The organism is Pseudomonas brassicacearum (assembly GCF_918698105.1).
In the GTDB taxonomy this organism is placed as follows: Bacteria; Pseudomonadota; Gammaproteobacteria; order Pseudomonadales; family Pseudomonadaceae; genus Aquipseudomonas; species Aquipseudomonas brassicacearum_F.
In genome coordinates, this window is the sequence record NZ_CAKKMI010000086.1 from 1 (window position 1) to 25843 (window position 25843).

Annotated in this window: 26 protein-coding genes; 21 read left to right on the forward strand and 5 right to left on the reverse strand. The window is 60.9% G+C overall.

Annotated features, from left to right (window positions below):
- The first annotated feature begins 63 nt into the window (after positions 1-63).
- Together LQ215_RS24915 and LQ215_RS24920 are read left to right on the forward strand one after the other, a co-directional pair.
- Entirely contained in the window at positions 64-552 is a 489-nt protein-coding gene (locus tag LQ215_RS24915; protein WP_014340287.1) for a TIGR00645 family protein, read from the forward strand.
- Between the two features lie 204 nt (positions 553-756).
- A complete protein-coding gene (locus LQ215_RS24920) occupies positions 757-1374 on the forward strand; it encodes an FKBP-type peptidyl-prolyl cis-trans isomerase (RefSeq protein WP_003205746.1) in 618 nt (205 codons plus the stop codon).
- Between the two features lie 134 nt (positions 1375-1508).
- On the opposite strand, the gene LQ215_RS24925 is transcribed toward LQ215_RS24920, so the two are convergent.
- From LQ215_RS24925 to LQ215_RS24935, 3 genes are all read right to left on the reverse strand, one after another.
- Positions 1509-1766: a PA4570 family protein gene (locus tag LQ215_RS24925; RefSeq protein WP_230153035.1), complete on the reverse strand. Its 258-nt coding sequence runs from the start codon at positions 1764-1766 to the stop codon at positions 1509-1511.
- A 205-nt stretch (positions 1767-1971) separates the two neighbouring features.
- Positions 1972-2313 (reverse strand): zinc ribbon domain-containing protein YjdM, encoded by a 342-nt coding sequence (locus LQ215_RS24930; protein WP_003205741.1) that lies wholly within the window; start codon positions 2311-2313, stop codon positions 1972-1974.
- A gap of 188 nt (positions 2314-2501) precedes the next feature.
- Positions 2502-3470, reverse strand: a complete 969-nt coding sequence (locus tag LQ215_RS24935; protein WP_230153036.1) for a polyprenyl synthetase family protein — start codon at positions 3468-3470, stop codon at positions 2502-2504.
- Positions 3471-3709: 239 nt separating this feature from the next.
- Between LQ215_RS24935 and rplU the strand changes: the two genes are divergently transcribed.
- From rplU to LQ215_RS24965, 6 genes are all read left to right on the forward strand, one after another.
- Positions 3710-4024, forward strand: a complete 315-nt coding sequence (rplU, locus tag LQ215_RS24940) for a 50S ribosomal protein L21 (RefSeq protein ID WP_003176051.1) — start codon at positions 3710-3712, stop codon at positions 4022-4024.
- Between the two features lie 35 nt (positions 4025-4059).
- Positions 4060-4317, forward strand: coding sequence for a 50S ribosomal protein L27 (gene rpmA / locus LQ215_RS24945; RefSeq protein WP_003205738.1), 258 nt, complete (start codon positions 4060-4062; stop codon positions 4315-4317).
- Between the two features lie 190 nt (positions 4318-4507).
- A complete protein-coding gene (gene cgtA, locus LQ215_RS24950; protein ID WP_003205736.1) occupies positions 4508-5731 on the forward strand; it encodes an Obg family GTPase CgtA in 1224 nt (407 codons plus the stop codon).
- Positions 5732-5998: 267 nt separating this feature from the next.
- Positions 5999-7117 carry a glutamate 5-kinase gene (gene proB, locus LQ215_RS24955; RefSeq protein WP_092333957.1) on the forward strand — a complete coding sequence of 373 codons (1119 nt, stop codon included), beginning with the start codon at positions 5999-6001 and terminating at the stop codon, positions 7115-7117.
- 9 nt (positions 7118-7126) lie between these two features.
- Complete coding sequence (locus LQ215_RS24960) at positions 7127-7582, forward strand: CreA family protein (protein ID WP_230153037.1); 456 nt, start codon at positions 7127-7129, stop codon at positions 7580-7582.
- Positions 7583-7663: 81 nt separating this feature from the next.
- Positions 7664-9700: a toxin-antitoxin system YwqK family antitoxin gene (locus LQ215_RS24965; RefSeq protein ID WP_230153038.1), complete on the forward strand. Its 2037-nt coding sequence runs from the start codon at positions 7664-7666 to the stop codon at positions 9698-9700.
- A 272-nt stretch (positions 9701-9972) separates the two neighbouring features.
- Here the strand turns inward: LQ215_RS24965 and rpsT are convergent, their stop codons facing one another.
- Positions 9973-10251 carry a 30S ribosomal protein S20 gene (rpsT, locus tag LQ215_RS24970; protein ID WP_003185593.1) on the reverse strand — a complete coding sequence of 93 codons (279 nt, stop codon included), beginning with the start codon at positions 10249-10251 and terminating at the stop codon, positions 9973-9975.
- Between the two features lie 254 nt (positions 10252-10505).
- Between rpsT and murJ the strand changes: the two genes are divergently transcribed.
- The 6 genes from murJ (at position 10506) to ispH (ending at position 18045) form a co-directional block, all read left to right on the forward strand.
- On the forward strand, positions 10506-12044 hold the full coding sequence (murJ, locus tag LQ215_RS24975) for a murein biosynthesis integral membrane protein MurJ (protein ID WP_230153039.1): 1539 nt from the start codon (positions 10506-10508) through the stop codon (positions 12042-12044).
- 129 nt (positions 12045-12173) lie between these two features.
- Positions 12174-13112 (forward strand): bifunctional riboflavin kinase/FAD synthetase, encoded by a 939-nt coding sequence (gene ribF, locus LQ215_RS24980; RefSeq protein ID WP_230153040.1) that lies wholly within the window; start codon positions 12174-12176, stop codon positions 13110-13112.
- Between the two features lie 13 nt (positions 13113-13125).
- Positions 13126-15957 carry an isoleucine--tRNA ligase gene (gene ileS / locus LQ215_RS24985; RefSeq protein ID WP_230153041.1) on the forward strand — a complete coding sequence of 944 codons (2832 nt, stop codon included), beginning with the start codon at positions 13126-13128 and terminating at the stop codon, positions 15955-15957.
- Complete coding sequence (gene lspA / locus LQ215_RS24990) at positions 15950-16462, forward strand: signal peptidase II (RefSeq protein ID WP_058544081.1); 513 nt, start codon at positions 15950-15952, stop codon at positions 16460-16462. The genes ileS and lspA overlap by 8 nt, the downstream gene beginning before the upstream one ends.
- Entirely contained in the window at positions 16455-16892 is a 438-nt protein-coding gene (fkpB, locus tag LQ215_RS24995; RefSeq protein WP_230153042.1) for an FKBP-type peptidyl-prolyl cis-trans isomerase, read from the forward strand. Before lspA ends, fkpB begins: the two co-directional genes overlap by 8 nt.
- Before the next feature lie 205 nt (positions 16893-17097).
- A complete protein-coding gene (gene ispH / locus LQ215_RS25000; protein ID WP_230153043.1) occupies positions 17098-18045 on the forward strand; it encodes a 4-hydroxy-3-methylbut-2-enyl diphosphate reductase in 948 nt (315 codons plus the stop codon).
- Here ispH and LQ215_RS25005 read toward each other — a convergent pair.
- Positions 17999-18538 carry a GspH/FimT family pseudopilin gene (locus tag LQ215_RS25005; RefSeq protein ID WP_230153044.1) on the reverse strand — a complete coding sequence of 180 codons (540 nt, stop codon included), beginning with the start codon at positions 18536-18538 and terminating at the stop codon, positions 17999-18001. The two genes, ispH and LQ215_RS25005, sit on opposite strands and share 47 nt — an antisense overlap.
- A 237-nt stretch (positions 18539-18775) precedes the next feature.
- Here LQ215_RS25005 and LQ215_RS25010 point away from each other — a divergent pair, with 237 nt between their 5' ends.
- The 7 genes from LQ215_RS25010 to thiO are packed head-to-tail and all read left to right on the forward strand — an operon-like array spanning position 18776 to position 25569.
- Positions 18776-19249: a GspH/FimT family pseudopilin gene (locus LQ215_RS25010; RefSeq protein WP_230153045.1), complete on the forward strand. Its 474-nt coding sequence runs from the start codon at positions 18776-18778 to the stop codon at positions 19247-19249.
- Positions 19246-19707, forward strand: a complete 462-nt coding sequence (gene pilV, locus LQ215_RS25015) for a type IV pilus modification protein PilV (protein WP_230153047.1) — start codon at positions 19246-19248, stop codon at positions 19705-19707. Before LQ215_RS25010 ends, pilV begins: the two co-directional genes overlap by 4 nt.
- Positions 19704-20420, forward strand: a complete 717-nt coding sequence (locus tag LQ215_RS25020) for a PilW family protein (RefSeq protein ID WP_230153049.1) — start codon at positions 19704-19706, stop codon at positions 20418-20420. The genes pilV and LQ215_RS25020 overlap by 4 nt, the downstream gene beginning before the upstream one ends.
- 20 nt (positions 20421-20440) lie before the next feature.
- Positions 20441-20911, forward strand: coding sequence for a pilus assembly PilX family protein (locus LQ215_RS25025; RefSeq protein WP_436839596.1), 471 nt, complete (start codon positions 20441-20443; stop codon positions 20909-20911).
- Positions 20898-23999 carry a pilus assembly protein gene (locus LQ215_RS25030; RefSeq protein WP_230153053.1) on the forward strand — a complete coding sequence of 1034 codons (3102 nt, stop codon included), beginning with the start codon at positions 20898-20900 and terminating at the stop codon, positions 23997-23999. The genes LQ215_RS25025 and LQ215_RS25030 overlap by 14 nt, the downstream gene beginning before the upstream one ends.
- 11 nt (positions 24000-24010) lie before the next feature.
- Positions 24011-24412: a type IV pilin protein gene (locus tag LQ215_RS25035; protein ID WP_230153054.1), complete on the forward strand. Its 402-nt coding sequence runs from the start codon at positions 24011-24013 to the stop codon at positions 24410-24412.
- A 56-nt stretch (positions 24413-24468) separates the two neighbouring features.
- On the forward strand, positions 24469-25569 hold the full coding sequence (thiO, locus tag LQ215_RS25040; protein WP_230153056.1) for a glycine oxidase ThiO: 1101 nt from the start codon (positions 24469-24471) through the stop codon (positions 25567-25569).
- Positions 25570-25843: the final 274 nt, after the last annotated feature.

Here is a 25843-nt window from a genome sequence, read left to right on the forward strand (position 1 = left end):
ATTTGTGGGGGCGGTCGTGGCTGATATACTCGCCGCGATTTTTCAGCCCTGGTGTGAGATTCAATGGAACGCTTTATCGAAAACGCAATGTACGCCTCCCGTTGGCTGCTGGCGCCGATCTACTTCGGTCTGTCCCTGGGCCTGTTGGCCTTGGCGCTGAAGTTCTTCCAGGAAGTCTTTCACGTCATTCCCAACGTGTTTTCCATGGCCGAGTCCGACCTGATCCTGGTGCTGCTGTCGTTGATCGACATGGCGCTGGTGGGCGGCCTGCTGGTGATGGTGATGATTTCCGGCTACGAGAACTTCGTCTCGCAACTGGACATCGCCGACGACAAGGAAAAGCTCAACTGGCTGGGCACCATGGACTCTTCATCGCTGAAGATGAAAGTCGCTGCCTCGATCGTGGCCATTTCCTCCATCCACCTGCTGCGCATTTTCATGGACGCCAAGAACGTCGATCCCGAGCACCTGATGTGGTACGTGATCATCCATATGACTTTCGTGGTCTCGGCATTTGCCATGGGCTACCTGGACAAACTGACCAAGCACTGAGGTCCGTTCACCGCGCTGGCGCAGCGCCCGCCTCTAGAATTGCAGGCGGGCGTTGTCGTTTCTGGCGGCTTGCTTTGGCGCAGGGGCTCGTCACCCGCGGTGGCATCTGTGCTAGTCTGCTCGCCCTTTTTGGTTCCGGGCGCTCCGGGAGGCGCTGTGTCACGCACGGCAACTCTCGAGCCGTCCGCACAGCGGAGCAGCATCATGTCCGAAGTTAACCTGTCCACCGACGAAACCCGCGTCAGCTACGGCATTGGCCGTCAGTTGGGCGACCAACTGCGCGACAACCCGCCACCGGGCGTGAGCCTGGACGCGATCCTGGCCGGCCTGACCGACGCGTTCGCCGGCAAGCCAAGCCGCGTGGGCCAGGACGAGATGTCCGCCAGCTTCAAGGTCATCCGTGAAATCATGCAAGCCGAAGCCGCTGCCAAGGCTGAAGCCGCCGCTGGCGAAGGCCGTGCGTTCCTGGCCGAAAACGCCAAGCGTGAAGGCATCACCACCCTGGCGTCCGGCCTGCAATTCGAAGTGCTGACCCAGGGCGAAGGCGCCAAGCCGACCCGTGAAGACCAGGTGCGTACCCATTACCACGGCACCCTGATCGACGGCACTGTGTTCGACAGCTCCTACGATCGTGGCCAGCCAGCCGAATTCCCGGTAGGCGGCGTGATCCCAGGCTGGACCGAAGCCCTGCAACTGATGAACGCCGGCAGCAAATGGCGCCTGTACGTGCCGAGCGAACTGGCTTACGGCGCTCAAGGCGTTGGCAGCATTCCACCGCACAGCGTGCTGGTGTTTGACGTCGAGTTGTTGGACGTTCTGTAAGACCCTGCCCGGTTTTACTGCTGGACAAAAAACTGTGGGAGCGAGCTTGCTCGCGAAAGCGGACTGTCAGTCGACACTTTCGTGACTGATACACCGCCATCGCGAGCAAGCTCGCTCCCACATGATTTCTACGCTCATCCGTGGAACCTGCCGCTGAATTCACCCGTCGGGCGCAACGCCCGGGCGTAGCAGAACAGAAACAGATTGCGCACCAGTTCCTTGAGTACCAACGGTTCGCTGGAATTGAGACTGTTGAGGTCCAGATCCCCCTGGTCCTGCAGCTCGCTCAAGGCTTCTTCTTCAAGCACCGCACAGACTTCCCCGGTTTCCCGATGCAGGATCCTGAGGTAGGGCTGTGGGCGGTCCAGCCAGGCATCGATCAAATAAGTCATGGTTCTCATCTCCTTGATGGGTTTGATGAGAATAATTCTTATTCGCTAAATAGCAAGTCTCTATTGGCGTTGCGATTGTTTTTCTGACGATGGGTTATGGCAGCTCAGGACGGCTGGCATTTGGCTAACGTCCGAGAAATGGGGTCGAAGCAGAGAGGGCGAAGCTCCATCCCACACGCGGGGCATGGGATGGAATACAGCAGGATCAGACTTTTCTTACGAACTCGGATTTGAGTTTCATCGGGCCGATGCCGTCGATCTTGCAGTCGATGTCGTGGTCGCCATCGCACAGGCGGATGTTCTTGACCTTGGTGCCGACCTTGACCACCAGCGACGTGCCCTTGACCTTGAGGTCCTTGATCACGGTGATGGTATCGCCGTCCTGCAGGACATTGCCGACCGAATCTTTCTTCACGGTATCGTCGGACACTGTTTCAGCTTCGCCGCTGGCGGACCATTCGTGGGCACACTCCGGGCAGACCAGTTGAGTACCGTCTTCGTAGGTGTATTCGGAATTGCATTTCGGGCAGGGAGGCAACGTGCTCACTAAGGTTCCTTGGGTATCAGGAGGGCAAAAGGGCGCACATTATATAGGGTTTTAGGCCGCGAAGGGCAGGGCAGTGAAATACCCTTGTGGGAGCGAGCTTGCTCGCGATAGCGGTCTGCAAATCAGCATCAAGCTTACCGACCCAACGCTATCGCGAGCAAGCTCGCTCCCACAGGGGCTTCATGCCATCAATGGGTGCGAGCCACCGCAAACTCGCTCAACTCCACCAGCGCATCGCGGTATTCGCTGGCCGGCAGGGCGTCGAGGCATTTGATCGCGCGGGCGACGTAGTCACAGGCCAGTTTCGCGGTGTAGTCCAGCGAGCCGGACGCTTCGACCGCGACACGAATGCTTTCCAGGTCTTCGATCCCACCTTTCTGGATCGCCTGGCGGACCAGTGCCGCCTGTTCAGGCGTGCCCTCGCGCATGGTGTAGATCAGCGGCAGGGTCGGCTTGCCTTCGGCCAGGTCGTCACCGACGTTCTTGCCCAGGGTCTCGGCGTCGCCCTTGTAGTCGAGCAGGTCGTCCACCAGCTGGAAGGCCACGCCCAGGTGATCGCCGAAGGTGCGCAGCGCTTCGCTCTGCTCGGCGCTGGCACCGGCCAGGGCGGCGGCGCTGTGGGTCGAGGCTTCGAAGAGCATCGCGGTCTTGCCGCGGATGACTTCCATGTAGGTTTCTTCGGTGGTGCTGGCATCGCGCACCTTGGACAACTGCAGCACTTCGCCTTCGGCGATGATGCGCGTGGCCTGGGACAGGATTTTCATCACCGGCATCGAGCCCAGCTCGACCATCATTTCGAACGAGCGCGAATACAGGAAGTCGCCCACCAGCACGCTGGGAGCATTGCCCCACATGGCGTTGGCGGTCGAACGGCCACGCCGCATGCCGGACATGTCGACCACGTCGTCGTGCAGCAAGGTCGCGGTGTGCAGGAATTCGATGGTGGCGGCCAGCAGGCGCATGTCGTCGCCTTCGCGACCCAGGGCCTTGCCGCACAACAGCACCAATAAAGGCCGCAGGCGTTTACCGCCGGCCGATGTGATGTAGTCGCCGATTTTCGATACCAGCGGCACTCGGGAAGTCAGCTGCTTCTTGATGATGCCGTCGACGGCGCTAAAATCGTCCGCCACCGCGCGGTAGAAAGCTTGGGGTTGCATCAGCGACAGGTGCTCCAGAAGGGTTGCGCGGCATGCTAGGACCCCCACCCAGGCCTGTCAAGGCGCGATGGACGGCTACTTGCAAGGCTCTCTTGGCTTGCGTACAATCGCGCACCCTGAACTTCCTGGGCAGCACCTGCCTTACGCAATTGCATTAGGGCCTTCCAGCCCATGCAGCCATGCCAGCCAATACCTCTTCTTATAAAGCGCTGGGTGAGCAGGATTATCGGAGAAATACCATGTCGTACGCAGTAATTGTTACTGGTGGCAAGCAATACAAGGTCGCCCCAGGTGAATACCTGAAGATCGAGAAACTGGAAATCGCTACCGGCGAATCCGTGACTTTTGATCGCGTTCTGTTGGTCGCCAATGGCGATGACGTGAATATCGGCGCTCCAGTCGTTGCTGGCGCTACCGTTGTGGCTGAAGTGATCTCCCAAGGTCGTCACGATAAAGTCCGCATCATCAAGTTCCGTCGCCGTAAGCACCACATGAAGCGTATGGGCCACCGCCAGTGGTACACCGAGATCAAAATCACCGGTATTCAGGCTTAATTTCAGCCTAATTCCTCACTAGGAGAATTGAACTCATGGCACACAAAAAAGCTGGTGGTAGTACCCGTAACGGTCGCGACTCAGAAGCCAAACGCCTTGGCGTGAAGATGTATGGCGGCCAGGCTATCAAAGCAGGCAACATCATCGTGCGTCAGCGCGGCACCCAATTCCACGCTGGCTACGGCGTGGGCATGGGTAAAGATCACACCCTCTTCGCTAAAGTCGAAGGCGTGATCAAGTTCGAAGTAAAAGGCGCCTTCGGTCGTCGTTACGTAAGCGTTATCGCAGCTTAATTGCGAGACCGCTGGAAAAGCCCTGTCTTGCGACGGGGCTTTTTCGTTTGTGGGGTGAGTCTCTTGCAAAACTGTTTGTATGGGCTGTCGGCGCTGCGGTTGGGGCGTGTCATCAGGTCGCTGCGCTCATTTTTGCAAGAGTCTTATGTCTTGTTTTTTTGGCTCGTCCGTATGGCGAGAGGCGTGTGTCATGAAGTTTGTTGATGAAGTATCGATTCGAGTAAAGGCCGGCGACGGCGGCAATGGTTGCATGAGTTTCCGTCGGGAAAAGTTCATTGAAAACGGTGGCCCGAACGGCGGTGACGGGGGCGACGGCGGCTCGATCTACATGCTCGCCGACGAAAACCTCAACACCCTGGTGGACTACCGTTACACCCGGCACTTCGATGCCGAGCGTGGTTCCAACGGCGGCAGCACCGACTGCACCGGCAAGAAGGGCGAAGACCTGATCCTGCGCGTGCCGGTCGGCACCACGGTGATCGACTCCGCCACCCAGGAAGTGATTGGCGACCTGACCAAGGCCGGCCAGCGTCTGCTGGTCGCCCACGGCGGCTGGCACGGCCTGGGCAACACCCGTTTCAAATCCAGTACCAACCGTGCACCGCGCCAGACCACGCCAGGCAAGCCAGGCGAGCAGCGTGACCTGAAGCTGGAAATGAAAGTGTTGGCCGACGTGGGCCTGCTGGGCCTGCCGAACGCCGGTAAAAGTACCTTCATTCGCTCGGTGTCGGCGGCCAAGCCGAAAGTGGCCGATTACCCGTTCACCACCCTGGTACCGAACCTGGGCGTGGTCAGCGTCGACCGCTGGAAGAGTTTCGTGATCGCCGACATTCCAGGCTTGATCGAAGGGGCTTCCGAGGGTGCAGGCCTGGGGATTCGTTTCCTCAAGCACTTGTCCCGTACCCGTCTGTTGCTGCACCTCGTGGACATGGCGCCGCTGGATGAAACCAGTGCCGCCGATGCCGCCGAAGTCATCGTCAACGAGCTGACCAAGTTCAGCCCGGCCCTGGCCGAGCGTGACCGTTGGCTGGTGCTGAACAAATGCGACCAGATCCTTGAAGAAGAGCATGAGGAGCGGGTCAAGGAGATCGTCGATCGCCTGGAGTGGGAAGGCCCGGTCTACGTGATCTCGGCCATCGCCAAAGAAGGCACCGAGCGCTTGTGCCACGACATCATGCGTTACCTGGAAGATCGCGCCGACCGCCTGGCCAACGATCCGGCCTACAAGGAAGAGTTGGCCGAGCTCGATCAGCGTATCGAAGACGAGGCCCGTGCCCAGTTGCAGGCGCTGGACGACCAGCGTGCCCTGCGTCGCAGTGGCGTCAAGTCGGTTCATGACATCGGTGACGACGATTGGGACGAAGAAGATGTGGATGACGAAGACGGTCCGGAAATCATCTACGTCCGCGACTGATGCTGCTCAGTTGAAACCAAGGCCTGTGGGAGCGAGCTTGCTCGCGATAGCGGTGTGACAGCCGGTATCAAGATTGCTGACCCCATGCAATCGCGAGCAAGCTCGCTCCCACAGGTTCAAGTGTTTCGGCGCAGTGTTATCATCGCTGCCAGCCGGTTTCCAAGGCGCCGCTCATTCGAGCGGCGTTTTGGTATCTGTAAAACGCAAATACGAATAATCCCATGGGCGGCGCTGGGTCGCGCCGTTCGCTGGCAAAGGTTGAAGATGATGCGGAGCAAGGTGACGGGTGCGCGGCGCTGGGTCGTGAAGATCGGCAGCGCACTGCTGACAGCGGATGGCAAGGGCCTGGATCGCCAGGCGATGGCGGTGTGGGTCGAGCAGATGGTGGCCTTGCACGAGGCTGGCGTCGAGCTGGTATTGGTCTCTTCGGGGGCTGTGGCAGCCGGTATGAGCCGTTTGGGCTGGACGTCGCGACCCAGCGCGATGCATGAGCTGCAGGCCGCCGCCGCCATCGGCCAGATGGGCCTGGTGCAGGCTTGGGAATCAAGCTTCGCCGAGCACGGGCGCCATACGGCGCAGATCCTGCTGACCCATGACGACCTGTCCGACCGCAAGCGCTACCTCAATGCCCGCAGTACCTTGCGCGCGTTGGTGGAGCTCAAGGTCATCCCGGTGATCAACGAGAACGACACGGTGGTCACCGACGAGATCCGTTTCGGCGATAACGACACCCTGGCCGCACTGGTGGCAAACCTGGTGGAGGCGGATCTGCTGGTGATCCTCACCGATCGCGACGGCATGTTCGATGCCGATCCGCGCAACAATCCCGACGCCAAGCTGATCTACGAAGCCCGCGCCGACGATCCGGCGCTGGACGCGGTAGCGGGTGGCACGGGTGGTGCGCTGGGCCGTGGCGGCATGCAGACCAAGCTGCGCGCTGCGCGTCTGGCGGCGCGGTCCGGGGCTCACACCATCATCGTGGGTGGGCGCTTGGAACGGGTGCTGGACCGCCTGAAAGCCGGCGAGCGCATCGGCACCTTGCTCTCCCCGGAGCGCGGCATGTTGGCGGCGCGCAAGCAGTGGCTGGCTGGGCATCTGCAGACTCGTGGCACCTTGGTACTGGATGCCGGCGCGGTGGCGGCCTTGTCCCAGGGCAACAAAAGCCTGCTGCCGGTGGGTGTGAAGCTGGTCCAAGGCAGTTTCCGCCGGGGCGAAATGGTCGTGTGCGTGGCGCCGGACGGTCGCGAGATCGCCCGGGGGCTGGCCAACTACAGCGCGCTGGAAGCGCAGAAAATCATCGGTCAGTCGTCTGATGCGATTGTCGGTCTGTTGGGTTACATGGCGGAGCCTGAGCTGGTTCACCGTGACAACCTGATCCTCGTCTAAGGAAAAATCATGGGTTTGGCAAAAGGATTGATCGGCTTGCTGTTGGCGGTGCCGCTGCTGGCTTCGGCCGAAGAAATTGGCCAAGTGTCGACGGTGTTCAAGTTTGTCGGGCCGAACGATCGGATCGTGGTCGAGGCGTTCGACGATCCCAAGGTGGAGGGCGTGACCTGTTACCTGTCGCGGGCCAAGACCGGCGGCGTGAAGGGCGGCCTGGGCCTGGCCGAGGATCGTGCCGAGGCGTCCATTGCCTGCCGCCAGGTCGGGCCTATCAGCTTCAAGGGTGAGCTCAAGGACGGCGAAGAAGTGTTCAAGGAGCGCACGTCCCTGGTGTTCAAGACCATGCAAGTGGTGCGATTCCTCGACAAGAAGCGCAATACCCTGGTGTACCTGGTCTACAGCGATCGCGTGATCGAGGGCAGCCCGCAGAACGCGGTGACGGCTATTCCGATCTTGCCTTGGCGTTAAGTCGCGAATGACGGGCGAGCCGATCGGCTCGCTTTTTTTATCTCCATGGATTTGTTGTGCTTTTGGCGCGAAGGGATTCGTATGCGTGCGTTTTTGCTGCTGTTTGTATTGGGTTGTTCGGTCTCGGTCGGGGCTTTGGCTGAGCCGTTTTATAGCGAAAAATCCCTGGCCCATCCGCTGATAAAAACTTCCCAGGAGAGTGGGGCGACGCTGGCATTTATCCGCGAAGCCGAGGGTGTCGTAGGCTACTCATGCCTGTGTGATTCGCCGGATGGCGTCCCGCAAGTGCTCGACAGGTATGGCGATGCGAGTGTCGAGTCGGTGTTCTACGCCAGCCTCGACAGTGCTCTCCAGACACTGGTCGTGCTGTCACGGGCAAAGGGGCAGTACGCTCTTCATGGCTATCGGTTCGTGCCGTCCACTGGCGGGTATCGCCGGCTCGAGACGTTGCAGCCGGTATTGGATCGTATCGCCGCTGATCGCAAGGTCCTCACTGCCGCGCTGGTCCAGAAAGAGCTGGGCAAGTTACCGCCCTACGATTACAGCGCTGTGTTGCCCAAGACCGGTGTCGCCGAGTTCGACACGCTGCAGCCTGCGAGTGGCACGCTGGTGGGCTACTTTGGCGTCGACGGTGTTCCGGCGTCAGTGGGGCAATCGCCAGAGGATCCTCATCGCGACACCTACAAAAAGACTTTCCAGCAGCGCGAAGGGCGCTGGCTCACGCTGACTTACGAGCGCGTGCCGCCTCAGGATGAGGATGTGGGTTCTGCCTATCGTGTCAGCAGGATGGCTTGGGAAACTGATCCGAAGGTGTACCAGGGTTCCGAGGATGGGGCCTGGGCGGCCTTGGGCAATGGGCGGCTCTGGGCGCTGGGTGTCTATGTCCAGGGCAAGAGGTCGGGCAAGTGGGCGGAGTTCGACGAGTCGGGCTACGCGTCCACCGGCACCTATGTGGATGGACTGCGCCAGGGGCTGTGGGTCGTCAGTGATGGGGGTACGGTTTCCAAGGGCATGATCGTCGATGACTTCTATGAGGGGCGCTGGACGATCGAGGCGCGTGACGATGAAGAGCAGATGTCTGGCTTCGATACTTACAAACACGGTGATTTCGACGGGCCCTCCGAGCGCGTGCGTCATGGGGAGGTTGTCCAGCGCGGCGATTTTGTGGCGGGGCAGCAGCACGGGGACTGGATAATGCCTTGGGGTGAGGGGCGTTATGTGCGGGGCGTCCGGGAAGGTCGTTGGACCTTGAGAATGGACGGCGGTGGTGTCCAGGCTGTGGATTTTGTTGCTGACAAGAAGCAAGGCGAATTGCGCGAAGTGGATGCCGCGGGTGTGTTGCGGCTCGTCGAGCATTACCGCGCGGGTGTGCTGGATGGCTTGAAAGAAACCTACGCGGCCAATGGCAAGCTCACCTATTCGGCCAACTATGCCAACGGCCAGATCGAGGGGCGGGCGCTGACCTACACCGATGACGGTGCCGTGCTGCTTTCGGATATCTCGTGGCGCCATGGTTCGCGAGAGGGCGCCTTTCGTCTCTATCACCCCAATGGTCAGCCCGATACGGTGGCAACGTACGAGGGGGATGGGCCCATTGGTAACGTGCAGTCATTTGATGCGACTGGGGTGTTGATCGCGGACAGGAACTATTGCCACGTGCCTGATGGGAAATACACCCGTATCAAGCTTTGCGGCAAGCAGCGCGGGGCTTTCAACAACGGGCATTTCGACTCGGAGAGTGATTACCTGTTCGGTAATGAGCAAAGCGCCCGCCATACCCAGGACGGGCGCAAGGTCCGGGAGGTGTTGTTGGGGTCTGATGATCGTGTGACTCGTAACGAGTACTACCCCAATGGCCAGTTGAAGTTCTCCGAGGCCAAGCAGGGCTTTCGCCTGATAACGGTCGAGGGGCGCGAATACAAGGACTACTCGTACGCCAAGCGCGAAGGGGAGACGGTCTACTACTACCCGACAGGTGTGGTTGAGCGCCGCATGAACTTCAAGGATGACAAGATAGTGGGTTGTTACACCGGCTACGACGAGGCGGGCGTGCAGAATTTCCCACCGCCGGGAGGCTGTCCTCCGCCCAAGCCGGTGGTTTTCAATTTTGGCGAGTAGGGTTTCTGCTGGGGTTTGCGGGTTCATTAAATTGGAAATCGCCGCAGATCCAAGTGTGGGAGCGAGCTTGCTCGCGATGATGGCGGCACAGTCACCATCGCAGTCATCTGGCCTACCGCCATCGCGAGCAAGCTCGCTCCCACAGGGGATTTGTGTTGGGCACTAAATTTATGCCTGCTGAAGATCCAGCGTGGGAGGGGTGTTCTGGTTAGGGATAAATCGCAGGCAATAAAAAACCGACCCTGAGGTCGGTTTTTTAACGAGCGCGTCGCTTAGGCAGCAGCGGCAACGTTCAGGGCCTTTACGTGGCCATTCAAACGGCTCTTATGGCGAGCAGCCTTGTTCTTGTGGATGATGCCTTTATCGGCCATGCGGTCGATAACTGGCACAGCCAGAACGTAAGCAGCTTGAGCTTTTTCAGCGTCTTTTGCGTCGATGGCCTTGACTACGTTCTTGATGTAGGTACGGACCATGGAACGCAGGCTGGCGTTGTGGCTGCGACGCTTCTCAGCCTGTTTTGCACGTTTTTTGGCGGAAGGTGTGTTGGCCACCGTCGAGCTCCTCGAAAGACTTTTTGGGAAATAGCAAACAAAATAGGCCGCGAATCATGCCGATGAGTTGAAGTCTTGTCAAGGGCGGGTGACGCGTTCCGCTGAATGGCAGGTGCTGCGCACCGAAGGATTTCTTTCCGGCGTGCGACCTGTAAACTCGCGGGCTTTGGCTCTGCACTGTTTAGCGGCGCGGAGTATCGCACAAGTGGGCGCGTTGTTCGCCTGCTGTTTATCGACAGGCAAAAACTCTTTTCATGAATCTGCTCAAATCGTTGGCCGCCGTCAGCTCTATCACGATGCTTTCCCGCATCCTGGGGTTCGTTCGCGATACGTTGATCGCACGGATATTCGGCGCCGGGATGGCCACCGACGCCTTCTTTATCGCCTTCAAGTTGCCCAACCTGCTGCGGCGGATCTTCGCCGAGGGGGCGTTCTCCCAGGCCTTTGTGCCGATCCTGGCGGAATATAAAAGCCAGAAGGGCGACGAAGCGACCCGTACGTTCATTGCCTACGTCACTGGCCTGCTGACGTTGGTGCTGGCGCTGGTCACGGCGGCCGGCATGCTCGCCGCGCCGTGGGTGATCTGGGCCACGGCCCCGGGTTTCACCGACACCCCGGAAAAATTCCAGCTCACCTCGGACCTGCTGCGGGTGACCTTTCCTTATATATTGCTGATTTCCCTGTCGTCCCTGGCCGGGGCGATCCTCAATACCTGGAATCGCTTTTCCGTACCGGCCTTTGTGCCGACCCTGCTCAACGTCAGCATGATCGTGTTCGCGGTGTTCCTGACGCCATATTTCGATCCGCCGGTGATGGCCCTCGGCTGGGCGGTGCTCGTAGGTGGCCTGGCGCAATTGCTTTATCAACTGCCGCACCTGAAAAAGATCGGCATGTTGGTCCTGCCACGGCTGAACCTGCGCGACAGCGGCGTGTGGCGGGTGATGAAGCAGATGTTGCCGGCGATCCTCGGGGTGTCGGTGAGCCAGATTTCCCTGATCATCAACACCATCTTTGCCTCGTTCCTGGTGGCCGGCTCGGTGTCGTGGATGTATTACGCCGACCGCTTGATGGAATTGCCGTCCGGCGTGCTGGGTGTGGCCCTGGGCACGATCCTGCTGCCAACCCTGGCCAAGACCTACGCCAGTCAGGACCGCCAGGAGTACTCGCGCATCCTCGACTGGGGCCTGCGCCTGTGTTTCGTGCTGGTCTTGCCTTGTTCCCTGGCCCTGGGAATCCTGGCTGAGCCGCTGACGGTTTCGCTGTTCCAATACGGCCAGTTCAATGCCTTCGACGCCTTGATGACCCAGCGTGCGCTGATCGCTTACTCGGTGGGCCTGCTCGGGATCATCGTGATCAAGGTGCTGGCGCCGGGGTTCTATGCCCAGCAGAACATTCGCACGCCAGTGAAAATCGCCATTTTCACCCTGGTGATGACGCAATTGTTCAACCTGCTGCTCATCGGCCCGTTGGCCCACGCCGGCCTGGCCCTGGCGATCAGCGCCGGCGCGTGCCTCAACGCCGGGCTGCTGTTTTACCAGTTGCGCAAGCAGAAGATGTATCAACCGCAGCCGGGCTGGGGCAAGTTCGGCCTCAAGCTGGTGGTCGCCGTGGCGGTGATGTCGGCGGTGTTGCTGGGGGCGATGCATTTCATGCCGGCTTGGGGCGAAGGGCAGATGATCGAGCGTTTCCTGCGCCTGGGGGCGCTGGTGGTTGCCGGCGTGGTGGCGTATTTCGGCATGTTGCTGCTGATGGGGTTCCGTCTGCGTGACTTCAATCGCAAGGCCTTGAGCTGAGGGTTTTGCTCCGATAATCCTGGGCCGGGCAGCGGTTTTGTCGGTTCGATCACTTTGGCTTACGGTGTTGCCTGTCGTTGGCCGCCGGGTGTGGTTATAATCGGCCACTTTATGAGCAAGAAGCGCGTTATGCAGCTGGTTCGAGGCCTCCACAACCTGCGCCCCCAACATCGGGGCTGTGTCGCCACTATTGGCAACTTTGACGGTGTTCACCGTGGCCACCAGGCTATCCTGGCGCGGCTGCGCGAGCGCGCGCTGGAATTGGGCGTGCCCAGCTGCGTAGTGATCTTCGAGCCGCAGCCGCGGGAATTTTTTACTCCGGACACTGCCCCGGCCCGTCTGGCCCGGTTGCGGGACAAGCTGCAACTGCTGGCCGCCGAAGGTGTCGACCGGGTCCTGTGCCTGGCCTTCAACCAGCGCCTGAGCCAGCTCAGTGCCGCCGAATTCGTCGATACCATCTTGATGGACGGTCTCGATGTGAAGCATCTGGAAGTCGGCGATGATTTCCGTTTCGGTTGCGACCGGTCCGGGGATTTCGATTACTTGCAACAGGCCGGTATCGCCCGGGGTTTTACCGTCGAAGCAGCGCAGACTGTCGAGATCGACGGCTTGCGCGTCAGCAGCACCCATGTCCGCAATGCCCTGGCGGCAGGCGACTTCGAATTGGCCGAGCGCTTGCTCGGCCGGCCGTACCGGATTGCCGGACGGATCCTGCACGGGCAGAAGCTGGCGCGCCAATTGGGCACGCCAACGGCCAACGTGCAACTCAAGCGTCGCCGTGTGCCGCTCACCGGGGTGTTCCTGGTGAGTGTCGAGATCGACGGCAAGACCTGGCCCGGCGTTGCCAACATCGGCGTGCGACCCACGGTCCAGGGTGATGGCAAGGCCCACCTGGAAGTACATGTTCTGGATTTTGCCGGCGATCTGTATGACCGGCGTTTGACGGTGGTTTTCCACCATAAGCTGCGTGAAGAGCAGCGTTTTGCCTCTCTGGAGGCGCTCAAGACGGCGATCCATGCAGATATCGCCGCCGCCCGTGCCCTTGTCGCAACCAGCGCCAATCGCTAATGAAGAGCCTTAAATGACCGACTATAAAGCCACGCTAAACCTTCCGGACACCGCCTTCCCAATGAAGGCCGGCCTGCCTCAGCGCGAACCACAGATTCTGCAGCGTTGGGACAGCATTGGCCTGTACGGAAAGTTGCGCGAAATTGGCAAGGATCGTCCGAAGTTCGTCCTGCACGACGGCCCTCCGTACGCCAACGGCACGATCCACATCGGTCACGCGCTGAACAAGATTCTCAAGGACATGATCATCCGCTCCAAGACCCTGTCGGGTTTCGATGCGCCGTATGTCCCGGGCTGGGACTGCCACGGCCTGCCGATCGAGCACAAGGTCGAAGTGACCCACGGCAAGAACCTGGGCGCGGACAAGACCCGCGAACTGTGCCGTGCCTACGCCACCGAGCAGATCGAAGGGCAGAAGTCCGAATTCATCCGCCTCGGCGTGCTGGGCGACTTCGCCAACCCGTACAAGACCATGAACTTTGCGAACGAAGCCGGCGAAATCCGTGCCCTGGCGAAAATCGTCGAGGGCGGCTTCGTGTTCAAGGGCCTCAAGCCGGTGAACTGGTGCTTTGATTGCGGTTCGGCCCTGGCCGAGGCGGAAGTCGAGTACGAGAACAAGAAGTCCTCGACCATCGACGTCGCGTTCCCGATCGCCGATGAAGACAAGCTCGCCGCTGCTTTTGGCCTGGGCAAGCTGGCCAAGCCGGCGTCGATCGTGATCTGGACCACCACCCCGTGGACCATCCCGGCCAACCAGGCGCTGAACGTCCACCCGGAATTCAACTACGCCCTGGTCGACGTCGGCGACAAGCTGCTGGTGCTGGCCGAAGAACTGGTCGAATCCTGCCTGGCCCGCTACAACCTCGAAGGTTCGGTGGTCGCCACCGCACCAGGTTCGGCGCTGGAGCTGATCAATTTCCGTCATCCGTTCTATGACCGCCTGTCGCCGGTGTACCTGGCCGACTACGTGGAGCTGGGCGCAGGCACTGGCGTGGTTCACTCCGCGCCGGCCTATGGCGTCGACGACTTCGTGACCTGCAAGAAATACGGCATGGTCAACGACGACATCCTCAACCCGGTGCAGAGCAATGGCGTGTACGCACCGTCGCTGGAGTTCTTTGGCGGCCAGTTCATCTGGAAAGCCAACCCGGCCATCGTCGACAAGCTGACCGAAGTCGGCGCGCTGCTGCACACCACCGTCATCGAACACAGCTACATGCACTGCTGGCGCCACAAGACCCCGCTGATCTACCGCGCCACCGCGCAGTGGTTCATCGGCATGGACAAGCAGCCGGCCAGCGGCGACACCCTGCGCCAGCGTTCGCTCAAAGCCATCGAAGAAACCCAGTTCGTACCGGCCTGGGGCCAGGCGCGCCTGCACTCGATGATCGCCAACCGCCCGGACTGGTGCATCTCCCGCCAGCGCAACTGGGGCGTGCCGATCCCGTTCTTCCTGAACAAGGAAAGCGGCGAGTTGCACCCGCGCACCGTCGAACTGATGGACGAAGTTGCCAAGCGCGTCGAGTCCGAAGGCATCGAAGCCTGGTTCAAGATGGATGCCGCCGAGCTGCTGGGTGACGAAGCGCCGCTGTACGACAAGATCAGCGACACCCTGGACGTCTGGTTCGACTCCGGCACCACCCATTGGCACGTGCTGCGCGGTTCGCACCCGATGGGCCACGAGAGCGGCCCGCGTGCCGATCTGTACCTGGAAGGCTCGGACCAGCACCGCGGCTGGTTCCACTCGTCGCTGCTGACCGGTTGCGCCATCGACAACCACGCGCCGTATCGCGAGTTGCTGACCCACGGCTTCACGGTCGACGAGTCCGGTCGCAAGATGTCCAAGTCCCTGGGCAACGTGATCGCGCCGCAGAAGGTCAACGACACACTGGGCGCCGACATCATGCGCCTGTGGGTGGCCTCCACCGACTATTCCGGCGAGATGGCCGTTTCCGAGCAGATCCTGCAGCGCAGCGCGGACGCCTACCGGCGGATCCGTAACACCGCGCGCTTCCTGCTTTCCAACCTGACCGGTTTCAACCCGGCCACCGACCTGCTGCCGGCCGAAGAAATGCTCGCGCTGGACCGTTGGGCCGTGGACCGTACCCTGTTGCTGCAACGCGAGTTGCAGGAACACTACGGCGAATACCGCTTCTGGAACGTCTACTCCAAGATCCACAACTTCTGCGTGCAGGAGCTCGGTGGTTTCTACCTCGACATCATCAAGGACCGCCAGTACACCACCGGCGCCAACAGCAAGGCCCGTCGCTCGTGCCAGACCGCGCTGTTCCACATCAGCGAGGCGCTGGTGCGCTGGATCGCGCCGATCCTGGCGTTCACCGCCGACGAGCTGTGGCAGTACCTGCCGGGCGAGCGTAACGAGTCGGTGATGCTCAACACCTGGTACGAAGGCCTGACCGAACTGCCGCAAGGCTTCGAGCTGGACCGTGCGTATTGGGATCGCGTGATGGCGGTCAAGGCGGCGGTCAACAAGGAAATGGAGATCCAGCGCGCGGCCAAGGTCGTCGGTGGCAACCTGCAGGCCGAAGTGACCCTCTACGCCGAAGACGCCCTGAGTGCCGATCTGGCCAAGCTGGGCAACGAGCTGCGCTTCGTGCTGATCACCTCCACCGCCAGCGTCGCGCCTTTCGTGCAGGCGCCGGTCGATGCGGTGACCACTGAAGTCAGCGGTCTGAAGCTGAAGATCGTCAAGTCGAACCACACCAAGTGCGCCCGTTGCTGGCACTGCCGCGAAGACGTCGGCGTGAACCCGGAGCATCCGCAAATCTGTGGTCGTTGCGTCGACAACATCAGCGGCACCGGTGAGGTTCGTCATTATGCCTAACGCGGCGGGCCGCTTCGGGCGGCTGGGCTGGCTCTGGTTGAGTGTGCTGGTACTGGTCATCGACCAGGCCAGCAAGTACTACTTCGAGAACTCGCTGACCCTGTACCAGCAGATCGTGATCATTCCTGATTACTTCAGCTGGACCCTGGCCTACAACACCGGGGCGGCATTCAGTTTCCTGGCCGACAGTTCCGGCTGGCAGCGCTGGCTGTTCGCCCTGATTGCCGTCGTGGTCAGCGCCGTGCTGGTGGTCTGGCTCAAGCGCCTGGGGCGCAATGAGACCTGGCTGGCCGTGGCGTTGGCCTTGGTGCTCGGTGGGGCCTTGGGCAACCTCTATGACCGCATCGCCCTGGGCCATGTCATCGACTTTATCCTGGTGCATTGGCAGAACCGCTGGTATTTCCCGGCGTTCAACTTTGCCGACAGCGCCATCAGCGTGGGCGCCGTGATGCTCGCCCTGGACATGTTCAAGAGCAAGAAAACCGGAGAAGCCGTCCATGACTGAGCAGCGTATCGCTCAAAACACTGAAGTGAAGCTTCACTTCGCCCTGCACCTGGAAAACGGTGACACCGTCGACAGCACCTTCGACAAGGCTCCGGCGGTGTTCAAGGTCGGTGACGGCAACCTGCTGCCAGGCTTCGAAGCGGCGATCTTCGGCTTCAAGGCCGGCGACAAGCGCACCGTGGTCGTACCGCCAGAAAACGCCTTTGGTCAGCCCAACCCGCAAAACGTGCAGACCATGCCACGCTCCCAGTTTCAGGACATGGAGCTGTCGGAGGGGCTGCTGGTGATCTTCAACGACGCGGCCAATACCGAGCTGCCGGGTGTGGTGAAGACTTTCGACGACGCCCAGGTGACCGTGGACTTCAACCATCCGCTGGCGGGCAAGACCTTGACCTTCGAGGTGGAGATCCTTGAGGTCAAGGCGGTTTAAGGTTTACAGGCAGTTCCTGCTGCCACTCGATTTACTGTGGGAGCGAGCTTGCTCGCGATTGCGGAGACACTTTTAGTCCAGGGGTGACTGCCCCATCGCCATCGCGAGCAAGCTCGCTCCCACATGGGATCTCCATTGTTTTCGGGCCTTTCGCTCGATTAACAGGCAAGCATTCAATTCTTGCGCGCAAGACACGAGGCACAGCATGCAAATCAAACTCGCCAACCCCCGTGGCTTCTGCGCCGGTGTGGACCGGGCGATCGAAATCGTCAACCGCGCCCTGGAAGTCTTCGGGCCGCCGATCTATGTGCGCCACGAAGTGGTCCACAACAAATTCGTCGTCGAAGACCTGCGTAGCCGCGGGGCGATTTTCGTCGAGGAACTGGACCAGGTACCGGACGACGTCATCGTGATCTTCAGTGCCCACGGGGTTTCCCAGGCAGTACGCACCGAAGCCGCCGGCCGTGGCCTTAAGGTTTTCGACGCGACGTGCCCACTGGTGACCAAGGTGCATATCGAAGTGGCGCGCTACAGCCGTGATGGTCGCGAATGCATCCTGATCGGTCATGAAGGCCATCCGGAAGTCGAAGGCACCATGGGCCAATACGATGCCAGCAATGGCGGTGCGATCTACCTGGTCGAAGACGAGGAAGACGTGGCGGCCCTGCAGGTTCGCAACCCCGAGAGCCTGGCTTTTGTCACCCAAACGACCCTGTCCATGGACGACACCAGCCGTGTGATCGACGCCCTGCGCGCCCGTTTCCCGGCCATCGGCGGCCCGCGCAAGGATGACATCTGCTACGCCACCCAGAACCGTCAGGATGCGGTCAAGCAACTGGCCAACGAATGCGATGTGGTGCTGGTCGTCGGCAGCCCGAACAGCTCCAACTCCAACCGCTTGCGTGAGCTGGCCGAGCGCATGTCCACCCCGGCCTACCTGATCGACGGTGCCGAGGACATGCAACGCAGCTGGTTCGATGGCGTCGAGCGCATCGGCATCACCGCCGGTGCTTCCGCGCCGGAAGTGCTGGTGCGCGGCGTGATCCAGCAATTGCAGGCCTGGGGCGCAACCGGTGCCGATGAGCTGGCCGGTCGCGAGGAGAACATCACGTTCTCGATGCCGAAAGAGTTGCGCGTGCGCCCCTTGCTTTAAGTCCTTTCTCGCACAGCGCCTGCTCGGCCTCGACGCTTTCCAGGTGGACGCGGCCGGAGGGCGCCAGTATCACTTGATGGTGGCTGACCGGCCCGCGTTTGGCGCAGACATGCAGCCTGCCGGCCTGGAAGGCGCCGCTGGGGTACAGGGCCTCCCCCTGGTTGCCGAACCTCACCCTGCGTCTCATCGGCTGGTTGCCGATCACACGAGCGCTTGCGGTGCGTTCCATCAGCAAGGTTTTCTCCTTGTTGTCCAGCATGATCCGCCAGCCCTTGCCCCAGTCATTGTCTATTCCTTGTATCAATACGCTGCGGTTACGCGTGATGGCTTCGCCGCGGGCAAGGCGCAACCCGCTGATCAGCAACTGCGCGGTGTCCTCGCGTTCGATGGATTCGATCAGCTCTTTGTAGCTCGAACCGGCCCACGGCAGAACAATTGCGGCGATTGCCAGTCCCATGAGCAGTTCGATCAGGCTGAAGCCCTGTTGGTGCATGACATCTCCTCCCTGGAGCATGTGAAACGGCGCTACTGTGCAAGGAGCTCAGTGTGGTAGGACGCATACCGTGGCGAGGGAGCTTGCTCCCGCTGGGCTGCGCAGCAGCCCCAAAAATAGCGGCCGCTACGCGCTGGAGCGCCAGCCCGGCCGAGCGGGAGCAAGCTCCCTCGCCACAGACGGTGGTTTGTTCTAGCGTGTAGAAGCAGGTATAGCCGACGGCAACGGAGGGCATCGATGGATCTTCGTACAAAAGGTTTCACGCTGATCGAGGTGCTGGTGGCCCTTGGCGTGCTGCTGATCCTGATCACCATGGCGGTGCCGTCATTCACCGGCTCGCTGCAGAGCACCAAGGCCGATACCGACATCGGCGACTTGCGCCGGGCGCTGAACTTCGCCCGGATGGAGGCGATCGACCGGGGTATCACCACACGAATTCGCCCCACTACCCAGGGTAGTGTCTGGAGCGGCGAACTGACGGTGTATGACAGTACTGGCTCGTCGCCCAATATATTGCGGGTTGTTCCAGCAATGAGCAGCGGCGCGACTCTGACGCTAACCTCAGACGTGACTAACATTGATTTCAACAACCTCGGCGGGTTGTCGGCACCGGCCACGCCGGTGAGTTTCAATTATGTACGCGGGGCGCAGAGCAGGACGCTGAGTGTTTGCCTCAATGGAAGAATCGTATTGGGTGGAAGTTGCGGATGAAGGGTTGCAGTAAAAGGGCGCAGGCCGGCATGACGTTGATCGAGGTGCTGGTGGCGGTGCTGATTCTCGGCGTCGGTTTGCTGGGGGCGGCGATGATCCAGCTCAATGCGCTCAAGTACACCGACAGTTCGCGCATGACCAGCCAGGCCAGTTTCATTGCCTACGACCTGCTGGACCGCATTCGCGCCAACTCCAGCGCCGACTACACCATCACACCGCCCAGCTCGCCGAACCTCAACGTGGCCCGGGACCAGGACCTCTACGATTTCAAGACCAACATCATTGCCTTCGGCGGCGCCACGGCCACTGGCACCATTGCGCTGAACCAGCGGGTCTACACCATCACCATTGCCTGGGACGACGCCCGGGCCGCCAACACCACCAACGCCGCCGAGGCACGGCGCAGCTTCGTGCTGACCAGCCGTGTCGCTGTCGATCCGGTGGGGACGCCGCCATGAACCGGCACAGTCGCGGTTTTGGCCTGATCGAGTTGATGATCGCGCTGGTGCTCAGCCTGATCGTCGTGCTGGGTGTCGTGCAGATTTTCATTGCCGCCAAAAATACCTACGTCAGCCAGAATGCCGCCGCGGTGATTCAGGAGGACGCGCGGTTTGCCTTGAGCAAAATGGTCCAGGAAATTCGCATGGTGGGCATGTTCGGCTGCCTGGCGACCATCATCGATGCTTCAACGGATAATAGTTTTGCTACCAGCCAGACCACGCCAATCCGGTGGGATAACGCCAACCGGAGATTGACCCTGGTCACCGCGGACATTGGGGGGGGCGGTAGCCTGCCGACCTGGACCGTCGTCTCCGATTGCCGTACCTCGGCGACGGCCTACTCGAACGCACGGGTGCCAGCGGCGGGGCAGTTGGCCTTCCCGATCCGGCGACTGGTCTACAGCTTCAACAACAACCAATTGCTGTTGGGCAGCGGCACCGGCAATCCGCCGACCCTGTCGGTGCTGGTGGACAACGTGCGGGCCTTCGACGTGACGTTCGGCGTGGCCGCCAGCGCCACGGACATCGCAGCGTCGAGCTACACCGGCAACCCGGCAGACCCGGCACTGATCCGCAGCGTGCGCCTGAGCCTGACGCTCTTTGATCCAAGGAACACGGTGCGCGAGCAGACCTTCAATGTGGTTGCCGCCTTGCGCAACCGGCTTCTATGAGGGGGCGATCGATGAGTTCGATGGATCTCAAGCATCGCCAGCGTGGCATGGCACTGCTGGTCAGCCTGGTTTTCCTGTTGCTGCTGACGCTGATCGGCCTGTCGTCGATGCAGAGCGCCACCCTCCAGGAAAAAATGACCAGCAGCGTCATGCAGCGCAACCAGTCCTTCCAGATTGCCGAGGCTGCGCTGAGGATGGGTGAGAGTGCGGTGCAGGTCGAGACCTATTCCTTGCCAGCCTGTACCACCACGATCCAATGCGCGCCGCCGCCTGAGTCGGCGACCGTTAACGCGGCAGGGCGTTATTCATCTTCGGGGGTGCTGTGGGTTGCCGCTGCCGGCGGGTTTTATGGCGTGCAGAACATCGGCACTACGCTTGCGGCAGTCAACGTGCCGGTCAATACCTCGGCGACGCTGTACCGGATCACGGCGGTGGCGGTGGTGGGCAATAACCAGCGCAGCGTGGTGGAGAGTATCTATGCGAAATACTGAGGCTCGCCGTGGCTGGATAGCCATGTTGTGGGGGGTGTTGCTCAGCCTCTATCTGACGACCCCGGCCTATGCGTTCACGCCTTCGGATTCACCACTGTTGAGTGCGGCTGCGGTCACGCCGAACGTCATGCTGCTGATCGATGATTCGGGGAGCATGAACAACATTATCTGGGCGGCGGGGTTTGATCCGACAGTGTCGCGTCCAGCTGTTTACAACTGCAGTTCCAGCAGTGGTTGTTCCAGCGGTGTACAACTGGATCCAGACGATGGGAACGTTTTGCTGGTCAGCCTGTTGCGCGGAGGCTGTTCAAGTGGCTGGTACGGCTTTTATCGAGGCAACCTTGGCCGGGTCTGCCTGCGCTTGCCGGACCCGGTGGGCGGTGGCAATACCCGCTACACCACAAAGTACCTGGCCTATCTGCTGACCCTGGCCAACGGCTCGAACCGGGACTTCACCACCGGCACGATACCCAATGACTTTCGAATCAACGTGGCACGGGATGTGTCCAATGACCTGGTCACCAGCAACCGCGCCTTACGCATTGGCCTCGCTACGTTCAATCCTCCCAACAGCAGCAACTCCGGTCCTGGAGGCTACATCGCCCGTTCAGTCAGTGACCTGTCGCCGGTCAGCGGCAGCGTGACCCAGACCCAGGCCAACAGCAACTACAGCGCCCTGATCAACGCCATCAACGGTCTGGGCGCTGTGGCGAATACGCCGCTGGCCGAGAGCTATTACGAAGTCACCCGCTATTTCAGGGGCATGGCGCCGTACTACAACAGCACGCCGACCACCTATACCAGCCCGATCCAGTACCGCTGCCAGAAGAACTTCGGTGTGGTGATCACCGACGGGTTACCCACCTATGACCGGACGTTCCCCACCAACGACCCATTGGGCGGCTCGCGGCTGCCGAACTGGGATGGCATCAGCAGCAACGATGGCGACAACCCCAGTGGCGACGGCGAGGGCGATACGCTGTACCTGGACGACATCGCCAAGTTCGCCTTCGACATCGACATGCGCTCCACCGGCACCGACGCCACCGGCCAGAGCTGGAACGCCACGGATTTCACTCGGCAATACCTGAACACCTACACCGTGGGTTTTACCGCCAGCAACCCGATGCTGTCCGACGCCGCCCGCTACGGTGCAGGCAAGTATTACCAGGCGAGCGACAGCGAAGGCCTGAACTCAGCGTTGGCCTCCGCCTTGAGCGACATCACCTCCAAGGCCGGATCCGGGGGCGCCGGCACGACCAACGCTGCTACGGTGTCCAGCACCTCCAGTTACTACCAGACCACTTATGACCCCAAGGACTGGCGCGGGACAATCCGGGCGTTCGGCTTCACCTCGGCAGGCACGGTCAACAGGGCGGCGGTGCAATGGACTACCGACACGGCTATCGTGCCCGGCGCCGCGGCGCCGATTTATCAGTCGTGGAATACCGCGACCAACGTGCCGGTCACCCTGGCCTACGCTAACTTCTCACCGGCCCAGCAAACCAACCTCAGCCAGAACCTGCCCACGGGCATCACCGGCAATGACCTGGTGGAATGGAGCAAGGGCGTCAATAAGACCGGCTTGAAGGTACGCAGTGTGTTGCTGGGGGACATCATCAATTCGCCGTTGGTGCTGGCATCACCGAATGAACAGACCGCCGCGGATTTGCTCAACGACACCAGCTACAGCACGTACTTGACGACCAAGGCGGCGAACATGAGCGCCAACCTGGTGGTGAACGCCAACGACGGTTTTTTCAGTGTCATCAACAGCACTAACGGTACGCGGCGTTACGCCTATATGCCGTCGAGTGTGCTGCCCTCGCTGCAGAACATTGCCAACACCAACTACGTCAATGGCGTGAGCCACAAGTTCTTGGTGGATGGGCAGATCGGCGTATTCGATACACAGTCGGGGAGCGCCTGGAAGACGGTGGCCGTCGGCGGCACGGGCGCCGGAGGCAAGACGTTCTTCGCGGTCCAGCTGTTCGATGCGGCGGCGGGCAATGCGTTTCGGGCGTTGTGGGAAATCAGCGCGCCAGCCGTTGCCAACACGAGCAATGCCTTCAATGACCTGGGCTACGCCTACGCCCGACCCGAAGTCGCCCGCCTGGCGGATGGGCGCTGGGCGGCGTTCATCTCCAACGGCTACGGCAGCAACAGCGGTGTCGCGGCGCTGTACGTGGTGGACATTCGCGACGGTTCGTTGATCAGGAAAATCGTCATCAACAGCAGCGAAACCGATAACGGCCTGTCGTCGGTCAAGCTGCGGGTCAATTCCCAGAACGTGGTGCAGGCAGCGTACGGGGGCGACTTGAAAGGGCGGATGTGGAAGTTCGATCTCAGTGGCACTTCCCCGACTGCGTGGGGGGTGGCGTTTGCCGGCCAGCCGTTGTTCACCGCCCCCGGTGGCGCGACCCAGCCGATCACCGTTCAACCGCTGCTGGCAGACAATCCCCAGGGCGGCACCCAAGTGTTTTTCGGTACCGGCAAGTTCAACGAAGCGGCGGACAAGCTCAACAAGGACCTGCAAGGGTTCTACTCGATATGGGACGCCACCGGCGGTGCCGGGCAAATCACCGTGTCGAGCCTGCAGGCCCAGTCGATCACGGGGGTGTTCTCAGGCAGCACGGGGCAGTTCGTGACCACCAGCCAGACCGATGTGGCTTATCCGACGAAAAAGGGTTGGTACCTGCCGTTGGTGTACAACAATGCGCTGACCGGGGAGCGGGTGATCAACCCGGCCAATCTGGTGAGCGGGCGCGTGGTCTTCACCACGGCCGCCGTGGACACCACCGACCCTTGCGCCAGCTTCGGTACCGGCAAACTGATCGAATTGGATGCGTTCAACGGTAAGATGCTCAATTATGCGGTGCTCGATACCAACGGTGACGGCACGATCAACAGCACTGACACGATTTCCAGCGGGGTGGTCTTCACGGGCGGTATCCCGACCTTGAGCGCCGTCGTCGCCGCCAGCGGGGCCACCAACATGATCGTCAACGACTCCAGCGGCAACATCACCGAGCTGCTGGAAAAATCCGTGGGCGGCAGCCGTCGCATCATGTGGCGACAAATACAATGAAGAGGCAAGGCATGCGCAGATCCAACCGGGGTTTCACCTTGATCGAAATCATGATCGTGATTGCGATCATCGGTATCGTGATCACCATCGGCTATCCGAGCCTGACCGAATACATGAAGAAGGGCCGGCGTACTGAAATCGCCGGGCTGTTATCGGAGCAGGCGCAGATTCTCGAACGCTATTACTCGAAGAATAACGTCTACACCAATGCGACTGGCCTGAGCAGCGGCAACGATTTCTACACCATTAGCCTGGTACCAACGGACCAGAGCTTCATCCTGACCGCTGTGCGCAGGACTGGCTCGTCCATGGCGACGGACAAATGCGGTGACTTCAAGATCACCAATACCGGGGTACGAAGCATCGAGAATGCCGCAGCCGGGGTGACCGCCAAGGATTGCTGGGGCCGCTGAGTTTCTTTTATTCGGGCGCGGTCTTGCGCCCTCTGTCTTATGAGTCGAATCAGAACATGACCAGGCAACAGCAAGTGGTGATTGTCGGCGGCGGAGTCATTGGCCTGCTGACGGCGTTCAATCTGGCGTCCGAAGGGCAGCGTGTGGTGTTGCTGGACCGTTCCAGTGTCGGCCAGGAATCGTCCTGGGCCGGCGGCGGTATCGTGTCGCCGTTGTACCCCTGGCGCTACAGCCCGGCGGTCACGGCGCTGGCCCATTGGTCGCAGGATTTTTATCCACAGCTGGGCGAGCGTTTGTTCGCCGCCACCGGGGTCGATCCGCAAGTGCATGTCACCGGTCTGTATTGGCTGGACCTGGACGATCAGGACGAAGCGCTGGCCTGGGCCGAGCGGGAAGGGCGCCCGATGCGGGCTGTGGATATCTCGGCTGTCCACGATGCCGTGCCGGTGTTGGGCGCGGGTTTTACCCGGGCGATCTACATGGCCGACGTGGCCAACGTGCGTAATCCGCGGTTGGTGAAGTCCCTCAAGGCTGCCTTGCTGGCGATGCCGAACGTCACGCTTCATGAGCATTGCGAAGTCAGTGGGTTCATTCGCGACGGTGGGCGTGTGGTGGGTGTGCACAGTTCTGCCGGAGAAATTCGTGGCGATGAGGTAGTACTGGCCGCCGGTGCCTGGAGTGGCGAGTTGCTCAAGACCTTGGGCTTGAAGTTGCCGGTCGAGCCGGTCAAGGGCCAGATGATTCTGTACAAGTGCGCGTCGGATTTTCTGTCGAGCATGGTCCTGGCCAAGGGGCGTTACGCGATTCCGCGTCGTGATGGGCATATTCTGGTTGGCAGTACGTTGGAGCGCGAAGGTTTTGACAAGACCCCGACTGAGGTTGCGCTGGAGAGCCTGAAGGCTTCGGCCCAGCAACTGATTCCAGCGTTGGGCGGTGCCGAGGTGGTTGGGCATTGGGCTGGGTTGCGGCCTGGGTCGCCTGAAGGCATTCCCTATATCGGCGAGGTGCCGGGGGTTGCTGGGTTGTGGTTGAACTGTGGGCATTATCGCAATGGGCTGGTGTTGGCGCCGGCGTCGTGTCAGTTGTTTACGGATTTGATGTTGGGGCGGGCGCCGGTGATTGATCCTGCGCCTTATGCGCCGGCGGGGCGGTTGTAAGGTCCGGTTTTTTCTGTGGGAGTGGGTTTGCTCGCGCGATGGTGGTGTGTTGATCGAGTACATATCCATTGCTGCGGTAACGGCTACTTAGGGTTCCGCCCTGACGGCGGCTCACTTTTGAAAAGCGCAAAAGTAAGCAAAACGCTCTTGCCCCACCACTCGGTGCCTCGCCTAGGCTCGGCATGCCCTCACTCCGGCATTGCTCCGTGGGCCGCCGCGAAGGGCCATCCATGGCCCAGCGCGGCTATCCCGGCATCCATGCCGGGATGCCCAC